The following is a 9,529-nucleotide window of genomic DNA, read 5'->3' as shown; positions in this document are numbered from 1 at the left end:
ATCAGCGCCCTCGCGCTTGCCGCATCCACGTTTGGCGCGGCTGCGCAGGAGGTCAGCGCGTGCCTGATCACCAAGACCGACACCAACCCGTTCTTCGTGAAGATGCGCGAAGGCGCCGAGGCCAAGGCCGAAGAGCTCGGCATCTCGCTCAACAGCTATGCCGGCAAGGTCGACGGCGACAACGAAACGCAGGTGGCGGCGGTCGAGACCTGCATCGCCAACGGCGCCAGCGGTATCCTGATCACGCCGTCCAGCACCTCGGCCATCGTGCCGGTGATCGAGCAGGCGCGTGACGCCGGCATCCTGGTGATCGCGCTCGACACCCCGCTCGACCCGATCGAGGCGGCGGACATGACCTTTGCCACCGACAACTACAAGGCCGGCGTGCTGATCGGCCAGTGGGCCGCGGCCAAGCTTGGCGATGGCGCCGCCGATGCACGCGTCGGCTTCCTCGATCTCGACGTGTCGCAGCCCACCGTGGGCGTGCTGCGCGACCAGGGCTTCATGGAAGGCTTCGGCATCGACATCAAGGATCCCAACCAGTGGGGCGACGAGGACGACCCGCGCATCGCGGGCCATGACGTGACCCAGGGCAACGAGGAAGGCGGCCGCAAGGCGATGGAGAACCTGCTGGCATCGGATCCGATGATCAACGTGGTCTACACCATCAACGAGCCCGCTGCCGCCGGCGCCTACGAGGCGCTCAAGGCCATCGGGCGCGAGAACGACGTGCTCATCGTCTCGGTCGATGGCGGCTGCCCGGGTGTGCAGAACATCGCCGACGGCGTGATCGGCGCAACCTCGCAGCAATACCCGCTGCTGATGGCCTCCAAGGGCATCGAGGCGATCGCCGCCTATGCCAAGGACGGCACCAAGCCCGAAGCCACCGAGGGCAAGGACTTCTTCGATACCGGCGTCGCGCTGGTGACCGACCAGCCCGCCGACGGCGTGGAGTCGATCTCGGTCGAAGAGGGCCTGAACCTCTGCTGGGGCTGAACCGCCCCGAACGGCCGGCCCTCTCCCCCGACTGAGGGCCGGCCCCCTTCCCCTTCAACTGCCAAACGCGGGCGCGCGAGATGCGCCCGCCACCGGAGGATGGCACCATGGCGAACACCGACAGTTACGAAGACGTGGTGAAGACCCGAGGCGAAGAGAAATTCGCCGAGTTCGAGACCACCCACAAAGGTCTCATGGGCCGCTTCCACGATGCGCTGCACAGCACGCCCGCGCTGGTGCCGCTGATCGTGCTGATCTCGGCGCTGGTGGTCTTCGGCATCGTGCTGGGCTCGAAGTTCTTCTCGCCCTTCGCGCTGACGCTGATCCTGCAGCAAGTGCAGATCGTCGGCGTTCTGGCCGCGGCACAGGCGCTGATCATCCTCACCGCCGGCATCGACCTCTCGGTCGGCGCCGTGGCGGTCCTGTGCTCGGTGATCATGGGCCAGGTGACTTTTCGTTACGGCATCCCCGCCCCGCTCGCGATCCCCATCGGCCTTGCCTGCGGCACCGCCATCGGCGCTATGAACGGCTGGCTTGTGAGCAAGGTCAAGCTGCCGCCCTTCATCGTCACGCTCGGCATGTGGCAGATCGTGCTCGCGGTGAACTACCTCTATTCCCGCAACGAGACCCTGCGCTCGCAAGAGATCGAGGAGCTCGCCCCGGCACTGCAATTCCTCGGCACCAAGTTCACCATCGGCGGCGCGGTGATCACGCTGGGCGTGGTGGTGATGCTCGGCACCGTGCTGATCCTTGCCTATGCGCTGCGCTCCACCGCCTGGGGCCGCCACGTCTATGCCGTGGGCGACGACCCGGAGGCCGCGCAGCTCGCCGGTGTCGACCGCCACAAGACGCTGATGTCGGTCTACATGCTGGTGGGCTTCATCTGCGGCCTCGCCGGCTGGGTGATGATCGGACGCTTCGGCTCGGTCTCGCCTTCCGCCACCACAGGCGTCATCGGCAACATCCAGGCGATCACCGCCGTGGTGATCGGGGGCATCTCGCTCTTCGGCGGGCGCGGCTCGATCCTCGGCGCCTTCTTCGGCGCGCTGATCGTCGGCGTGTTCGAGCTGGGCCTGCGCATGGCGGGGGCCGACCCGCAATGGACCTACCTCCTTATCGGTGTGCTGATCATCGCCGCCGTGACCGTCGACCAGTGGATCAGAAAGGTGACCGCATGACCCAGCCTGTTCTCCAAGCCCGCGGACTCGTGAAGCGCTATGGCCGCGTGACCGCCCTCGACCACTGCGACTTCGAGTTGATGCCGGGAGAGATCCTCGCGGTGATCGGCGACAACGGCGCCGGCAAGTCGACCCTGATCAAGGCACTGTCGGGGGCCATCATTCCCGACGCCGGCGAGATCAAGCTCGACGGCAAGCCGGTCGCCTTCCAGAGCCCCAACGACGCCCGCGGCTACGGCATCGAGACGGTCTACCAGACGCTCGCCATGTCCCCCGCCCTGTCGATTGCCGACAACATGTTCATGGGGCGCGAGATCCGCATGGACGGCATCATGGGCAAGCTCTTCCGCAAGCTCGACAAGAAGGCGATGGAGGAGTTCTCGCGCCAGAAACTGGCCGAGCTGGGTCTGATGACGATCCAGAACATCCACCAGCCGGTCGAGACGCTCTCGGGCGGTCAGCGTCAGGGCGTGGCCGTGGCCCGCGCCGCCGCCTTCGGCTCCAAGGTGGTGATCCTCGACGAGCCCACCGCAGCGCTCGGCGTGAAGGAAAGCCGCCGGGTGCTCGACCTGATCCAGGAGGTGCGTTCGCGCGGGATCCCGATCATCCTGATCTCGCACAACATGCCGCATGTGTTCGAGGTTGCTGACCGGGTGCACATCCACCGCCTCGGCAAGCGCCTCTGCGTCATCGACCCGAAGAACCACACCATGTCCGACGCGGTGGCCTACATGACCGGCGCCGCCGTGCCCGAAGACGCGCTGGAGCCGGCCTGACGCCTCCCGGAGCCCGCTCCGGCACGGGACGGCCCCGGTGCTCTCCAGCACCGGGGCCGTTTTTCCTAGTCTCGCAAGATGAGGTCAGGCCCACTCGCCGCCGCGGAACACCGGCACGCGGGTGCCGTCGGGCGTGATACCGTCGATGTCGGTATCTGCGCCACCGATCATCCAGTCGACATGGATCAGGCTGGCATTGCCGCCCTTCTCGGCCACCTCTTCCGCCGACAGGCTGGCGCCGTCGAGGAAGCACTTGGAATAGCACTGGCCGAGCGCAATGTGGCAGGCGGCGTTCTCGTCGAAGAGGGTGTTGTAGAACAGCAGCCCCGACTGCGAGATCGGCGAACTGTGCGGCACCAGCGCCACCTCGCCCAGCCGTGCCGCACCCTCGTCGGTAGCGATCAGCTCGCGCAGGATGTCGCCACCCTTTTCGGCCTTGGCCTCGATGATGCGGCCATCCTTGAAGGTCACCTCGATGCCGTCGATTAGGCTGCCCTGATGCGACAGCGGCTTGGTCGAGCGCACGGTGCCGTCGACGCGGTGCGCGTGCGGCGTGGTGAACACCTCCTCGGTGGGAATGTTCGGATTGCAGACCACGCCGTTCTGTGCCTCGGACGCACCGCCATGCCACTCGTGATCATCGGCGAGGCCCACGATCAGGTCGGTGCCCGGGCTCTTGAAGTGCAGCGCCGAGAAGCGCTGTTCGTTCAGCCACTCGGTGCGGGTGCGCAGCGTCGCATTGTGCTCGGCCCAGGCGGCGACGGGGTCGTCGCGATCGACGCGGGAGGCGGCAAAGATCGCCTCGGCCAGCTTGGCCTGCGCCTCGGAAGGGGCGAGATCGGGGAACATGCGCTGCGCCCATGCCTGCCCCGGCCAGGCGCAGATCGACCAGTTGATCTCGAAATTGGCGATCTTCTCGAGCGCCGGCTTGTAGGCGGCGGAGTTCGCCTTGCCCGCGCGCGAGACCTTGGCGGCGTCCTGCTCGGCCAGCAGCATCGGGTCTTCGCCAACGATGGCCATGCGCGCGGCGCCGCGCTTGAAGGCCTCGGCCATGCCCTCGTAGAGCCAGCCTGCGGCGGTGTCGAAGCTCTCATCGCCGGCCTTGCCATAGCGCGCCAGAGACACGCCCGGATCGGCGAAGATCGGCGTCACGAGGCTGGCGCCGGCCTCGTAGGCGGCGGCGGCCACGGCGCGCACCAGCGGCGCCGCGTCGATCGGTGCGGTCAGCACCAGCTCCTGCCCCGGCTGAAGGTTGAGGCCGGTGCGCACCGCCACATCCGCAAGACGCTGCACTTGGGTCGGGTCGATGGGGCTGTCGGTCATGAGGCGTCCTCGCTCTGTCAGTGGATTGCCGACAGAGGTATCACCTGCATCCCCGCGGGCAAGCGCGAAGCGCCTGACGTGGCGCCCCGCTCTCCCCCAGATCGTCAGCCCTGACTGCGCTGCGACAGCCAGACCTGCCAGGCCTGCCGGCTGCCACCAAAGGCGTTGAGATCCACCGGGCCGCCCACCCCAGGCACCAGCCCGGTGCCGGAATACTGCCAGAAGCTCCAGCGCTCGTTCGGGTAGCGCTCGTTCGGGTGCGCCTTGACCGAACGCAGCCAGAACTCCACCCCGCGCAGCGATCCCAGATCGTTGCGCTCATAGAAGTCCGGCGTCGTGTAGATCAGCGGCGCGGTACCGTAATGGCGCGCGACGATGCGGCTGAACTCACGGATCGAAGCCCGCACCTCCGCCGCCGGCGGGCGCAGCGTGCAGGTCGGCGAGAGGTGGTTCCACTCCATGTCGAGGATCGGGGGCAGATCGCCCCGCACCTTCGGCACGTTTTCGATGAACCACGCCGCCTGCTCATGCGCCGGGCGGCAGAAATAGTAGAAGTGATAAGCCCCCACCGGCACGCCCGCGCGGCGCGCCCCGGCGGCGTTCTCGGCAAAGGCCGGATCGACCATGTCGCCACCCTCGGTGGCCTTGAGCCAGGCGAAGCTGATGCCGGCCTGCCGCGCCTCGCGGAAATCGATGCGCCCCTGGTAGCGCGCCGCGTCGAGCCCGTGGACCGGGTAGCTCGCCGGGCTGCGCGCGCCCCAGGCGTGCGGCTTGGTGTCCCCGAAGCGCACGGGGATGCCCTCGGCCCGGTTGGCCCGGATCGACATCTGGCTGACGCCGGAGGTGGCGAAATCCTGCGATGACGGGGGCGCGCTGCCGCAGGCGGCAAGCGCCGCTGCTGCTGCGAGGAAGAGGGCCGCGGCGGTGACGCGACCCGCGAAGGGTTTGTCGTTCATGATGCCTGTATCCTGCCTGCACTGTCCTGCTCGTTATGCGGGAATCATAGCGCGGAACCGGCTTTCACGCATCAGTTACCGAGGCCACTGCCGATCACGATTTCCCCCGAAGCGCTTCGGACATGGGCCCACGTTCACGACACGCTGAAATTGTCGCCGCCACGGCGCGAATTGCCGCAGCGCAGCGAAATCCGCCTTTTTGTCATTGCTTTGATACCGACAGCACGCACAGCTTGCGGCAGAGTGGCAGGCGCATCTGGAGACGTAACATGTTATTTTCACTAGAAGGGCAGAAGGCGCTCATCGTCGGCATCGCCAACGAGCATTCCATCGCCTGGGGCTGCGCCAAGGCTTTGCGCGAACAGGGCGCCGATCTCGCGATCACCTATCTCAACGCCAAGGCCGAGCCGCATGTGCGCCCCCTTGCCGAGGAGCTGGGCGCCGAGATCATCCTGCCGCTCGACGTGAGCCAGCCCGGCCAGCTCGAGGCGGTGTTCGACGAGATCACCGCCCGCTGGGGCCGGCTCGACACGCTGCTGCACTCCATCGCCTTCGCGCCGCGCGACGACCTGCATGGCCGCGTCGTCGACTGCTCGGCCGAGGGCTTCACCATGGCGATGGATGTTTCGGTGCATTCCTTCCTGCGCATGATCCGGCAGGCCGAGCCGTTGATGCACGAGGGCGGAACCTGTCTCACCGTGTCGTTCTTCGGCTCGGTGCGCGTAGTGAAGGATTACAACATGATGGGGCCGGTGAAGGCGGCTCTGGAGAGCGCCGTGCGCTACACCGCCGCCGAGCTCGGCGAGAAGGGCATCTCGGTGCACGCGCTGTCTCCCGGCCCGCTCAAGACCCGCGCCGCAAGCGGCATCAGCCATTTCGACGAGATGCTCAACGCCGCCGCCGCGCGCGCACCGATGCACGTGCTGGCGAGCATCGAGGACGTGGGTGGCATGGCAGCCTTCCTCGCCTCGCCTCAGGCCCGCAACCTGACCGGCGGCGTGCACGAGATCGATGGCGGATACTCGATCATTGCGTGAGCGACCAAGCCCTGTGACGGCAGACGAGCAACGGCAGCTAAGGCATGGCAGCCTCTCAAAAAACGGGGTGGTCGCCACACCCCTGACGGATAAGATGCCGGCAACGCCGGGCGCCCGCGGCGAGATCTCGGCGCCATGCCGGCCCCCGACGCCCCCGGACCAGACAGAAAGGCGCCCGCTGCCATGACCAAGACCCCCGTCGCCCTGACGCTGAACGCGGGCTCGTCCTCGCTCAAGTTCGCCCTCTACGACATCTCCGGCACGCCGGTGGAACTGGCCTCGGGGCTGGTGGACTCGATTGGCTCCACGCCCCGGCTGAAGGCGGATTTCGGCGCCGCCGCCCCGTCCCTCAAGCGTGACCTGACCGCCGCCGAGGCGCGCGATCATGTCAGCGCCCTCAACACCGCGCTCAGCGAGCTGCGACAGAAATTTCCCAACGCCAAGGCCTCGGTGGTCGGCCACCGCGTGGTGCATGGCGGCCCGGTCTATGCCGAGCCGGTAGAGATCACCGCCGAAGTGCTCGAGGAGCTGCGCCGCTTCTCTCCCTTCGCGCCGATCCACCAGCCGCACAACCTCGCGGGCGTCGAGGCCGCCATGGCCGCCTTCCCCGACGCGCTGCAGGTGGCCTGCTTCGACACCGCCTTTCATCGCAGCCACCCCAAGGTGAACGACGTCTTCGCCCTGCCGCGCGAGTATTACGACAAGGGCGTGAGGCGCTACGGCTTCCACGGGCTGAGCTATGATTACATCTCGGGCGAGCTGAAGCGGCTGGCGCCTCTGGTGCATGACGGGCGGGTGATCGTGGCGCATCTGGGCAACGGCGCCTCGATGTGCGGCATGATCGGCGGGCATTCCATCGCCTCGACCATGGGCTTCACCGCCCTCGACGGGCTGCCGATGGGCACCAGAACGGGCCAGATCGACCCGGGCGTGATCTTTTATCTGGTGCAGCAGGAAGGCATGAGCATCGACGAGGTGCGGCAGCTCTTCTACTCGAAATCCGGTCTTCTGGGGCTCTCTGGCCTGTCGAACGACATGCGCACGCTCGAGGCCGCGGGCACCGTCGAGGCCAACGAGGCGATCGACTATTTCGTCTTCCGCATCCGCCGCGAGCTGGGCGGTCTGGCCGCCGCGCTCGGCGGGCTCGACGCGCTGGTCTTCTGCGGCGGCATCGGAGAGAACTCGCGGCTGATCCGCGAGCGGGTCTGCGAGGGGATGGGCTGGATCGGGCTGGAGCTGGACCGCGAGCGCAACGCCCGCAACGACACCCTGATCTCCACCGAGATGAGCCGGGCGCGGATCCTCGTGGTGCCCACCAACGAGGAGCTGGTCATCGCTCGGGCCGGCACGCGGCTGCTGGAAAGCGCCGCCTGAGCCCGCGGGAACGGAGCGCGCCGCTCTGGCGCCTCCGCACCGCTCAGACCGCGCGGGCGGCGGCGCGGGCGATCTCGGGGATCTGCGAGCGGGTCAGGTTGATGTCGGCAAGCTCGCGGTCGCTATAGGTGGCAAGCTCGTCATGGATGCGGGCATATTCGTTGCGGCGCGCGTTCCAGTGCCTCACCGCGGCGACGGCGTTGTGGAACTGGGCGGCAAGCCCATAATGTACGGAATGTTCGGTCACATGAGCCATGTGTCTGTCCTTTCGGTCCGAAATGTCTGGATGCGGCGTGGCGGGCTCGCAACGGAGCAGCGCATCGCCTTGGTACACCTCATATCGGGGCGCAAGGACAACAGAACAATGTACAGATACGAAAACCCGACATGCAGAACGCTCATGCCGGCTTGGTAGAAACTCGGCAGAGCACGAATTCACAAGTCGTTAATCTTTTTCGGGAACCTATCGGTCTTCCTTGCGTTTAAAGCACTTGGGACGACAGGTATCTTGAAGGCAACCAGAACTTGACCACGACAGCTCCGAGCGCAGAGCGTCTTGCCGACTGCGCGCCGACCTTCCGCCATGCCATCCGGCGGGACACGAAATCCGAGCACGACGCGCTCGAAGCGCAGTTCGCGCCCTTCATGACCGCGCCCGAACGCCACCTGTCGTGGTTCCTCGCCACCCAATACGCCGCCCTCGGCGCGCTGCTGGCGAGCCGCCCGGTGGAGGCCGAGCGGATGCTGTCAGGGCTTTTGCTGACCGAGCTTGTCGGCCGGCTGCGCTTCGACCTCGAGAACCGCGGCGTGATCGCACCCGCGATCAAGAGCGCGGACGAAAGCCTCGATGGTGTGGCCATCGACTACCTTGTGCTGGGCTCGCGGCTGGGGACCGAAACCATGCGCCGCCGGCTCTTCGCAGACCACCAGCGCGAGGCGATCCCGCAATATTTCCTTATCGGCACGATGCCGGAGCTCTGGCAGCGCCACTGCGCCGAGCTCAACAACATTGACGTGGGCTCCGACCGCGCCGCAACGGTCGTTCAAGACACCAAGGCAGGCTTCGCAATCTTTGCACGCGCGGCCCTTACCCAGGCATGAAGACGAAAGACCCCATCATATGACGACTACGCCGCCGTTCCCTGCCCCGCAGCGGACCGTGGATCTCACCGATTGCGACCGCGAGCCCATCCATCAGCTTGGACGGGTGCAGTCCTATGGTGCTTTGCTGGCGCTGTCGACGGACTGGATCGTGCAGCATGCATCGGAGAACCTAGAAGCGATCCTCGGCATCCCCGCCGAGGCGGCGCTCGGCCGCCCGCTGCACGAGCTGATCGTGTCGGACGGCTTCGACCGCATCCGCCAGAACTTGCGCGTGGTCGAGCTTCAGGATGGCGTGCTGCGGCTGTTCAACGTGACGATGCAGGCCAGCGGCAAGGCCTTCGACGTTTCGGTCCACGGCTCGGGCCGCCACCTGATCATCGAGTTCGAACCCAAGGTCGCCACCCGCGGCCGCGACATGCTGGCCGAGGTCTATCCGCAGATCTCGGCGCTCAGCCGAAACCGCGACCTGCGCTCGCTGACCCGTGCCGCGGCGCGCGGCCTTCAGGGGCTGTGCGGCTTCGACAGCGTCATGGTCTACCAGTTCCAGCCCGACCAGTCGGGCAAGGTGGTGGCAGAGGTGCGCAAGGACGGGCAGTCGAAATATGACGGGCTGATGTTTCCCGCCTCCGATATCCCGGTGCAGGCCCGTGCGCTCTACAAGCGCGCTCTGCTGCGGCTGATCTCGGACGTGAACGATCCCGGCAGCCCGATCCTGCCGGGCACCACCCTCGACGGCCAGCCGCTCGACCTGTCGCTGGCGGTGACGCGCTCGGTCTCGCCGATCC

The 9,529-nt window shown here is 66.9% G+C and carries 10 protein-coding genes; 7 read left to right on the top strand and 3 right to left on the bottom strand.

Features of this window, described 5'->3' with window-relative positions; genetic code table 11:
* The 3 genes from R2601_RS12390 to R2601_RS12380 all read left to right on the top strand — a co-directional run bounded on the left by R2601_RS12390 (nucleotide 1) and on the right by R2601_RS12380 (nucleotide 2,950).
* Nucleotides 1-996, top strand: a complete 996-nt coding sequence (locus R2601_RS12390) for a sugar ABC transporter substrate-binding protein (protein ID WP_040544665.1) — start codon at nucleotides 1-3, stop codon at nucleotides 994-996.
* A gap of 107 nt (nucleotides 997-1,103) precedes the next feature.
* A complete protein-coding gene (locus R2601_RS12385) occupies nucleotides 1,104-2,174 on the top strand; it encodes an ABC transporter permease (RefSeq protein ID WP_007798826.1) in 1,071 nt (356 codons plus the stop codon).
* Nucleotides 2,171-2,950, top strand: coding sequence for an ATP-binding cassette domain-containing protein (locus R2601_RS12380; RefSeq protein ID WP_007798825.1), 780 nt, complete (start codon nucleotides 2,171-2,173; stop codon nucleotides 2,948-2,950). Before R2601_RS12385 ends, R2601_RS12380 begins: the two co-directional genes overlap by 4 nt.
* Nucleotides 2,951-3,034: 84 nt before the next feature.
* On the opposite strand, the gene R2601_RS12375 is transcribed toward R2601_RS12380, so the two are convergent.
* Together R2601_RS12375 and R2601_RS12370 are read right to left on the bottom strand one after the other, a co-directional pair.
* Nucleotides 3,035-4,273 (bottom strand): aminopeptidase, encoded by a 1,239-nt coding sequence (locus R2601_RS12375; protein WP_007798822.1) that lies wholly within the window; start codon nucleotides 4,271-4,273, stop codon nucleotides 3,035-3,037.
* Nucleotides 4,274-4,377: 104 nt separating this feature from the next.
* A complete protein-coding gene (locus R2601_RS12370; RefSeq protein WP_007798820.1) occupies nucleotides 4,378-5,229 on the bottom strand; it encodes a glycoside hydrolase family 25 protein in 852 nt (283 codons plus the stop codon).
* A gap of 269 nt (nucleotides 5,230-5,498) precedes the next feature.
* Between R2601_RS12370 and fabI the strand changes: the two genes are divergently transcribed.
* Nucleotides 5,499-6,266 carry an enoyl-ACP reductase FabI gene (gene fabI / locus R2601_RS12365; protein ID WP_007798817.1) on the top strand — a complete coding sequence of 256 codons (768 nt, stop codon included), beginning with the start codon at nucleotides 5,499-5,501 and terminating at the stop codon, nucleotides 6,264-6,266.
* 183 nt (nucleotides 6,267-6,449) lie between these two features.
* Entirely contained in the window at nucleotides 6,450-7,640 is a 1,191-nt protein-coding gene (locus tag R2601_RS12360) for an acetate/propionate family kinase (protein ID WP_007798815.1), read from the top strand.
* Between the two features lie 43 nt (nucleotides 7,641-7,683).
* Here R2601_RS12360 and R2601_RS12355 read toward each other — a convergent pair whose 3' ends face one another.
* Nucleotides 7,684-7,896 (bottom strand): DUF1127 domain-containing protein, encoded by a 213-nt coding sequence (locus tag R2601_RS12355; protein WP_007798812.1) that lies wholly within the window; start codon nucleotides 7,894-7,896, stop codon nucleotides 7,684-7,686.
* Between the two features lie 269 nt (nucleotides 7,897-8,165).
* On the opposite strand from R2601_RS12355, the gene R2601_RS12350 reads away from it, so the two are divergent.
* Nucleotides 8,166-8,741: a heme oxygenase-like domain-containing protein gene (locus R2601_RS12350; protein ID WP_007798810.1), complete on the top strand. Its 576-nt coding sequence runs from the start codon at nucleotides 8,166-8,168 to the stop codon at nucleotides 8,739-8,741.
* Nucleotides 8,742-8,760: 19 nt separating this feature from the next.
* Nucleotides 8,761-9,529: PAS domain-containing protein (locus R2601_RS12345; RefSeq protein WP_007798807.1), on the top strand; the 769-nt coding region annotated here is incomplete at its 3' end.

It is taken from the genome of Salipiger bermudensis HTCC2601, from assembly GCF_000153725.1.
GTDB lineage: Bacteria > Pseudomonadota > Alphaproteobacteria > Rhodobacterales > Rhodobacteraceae > Salipiger > Salipiger bermudensis.
This window is presented reverse-complemented; position numbering and strand designations above follow the sequence as displayed.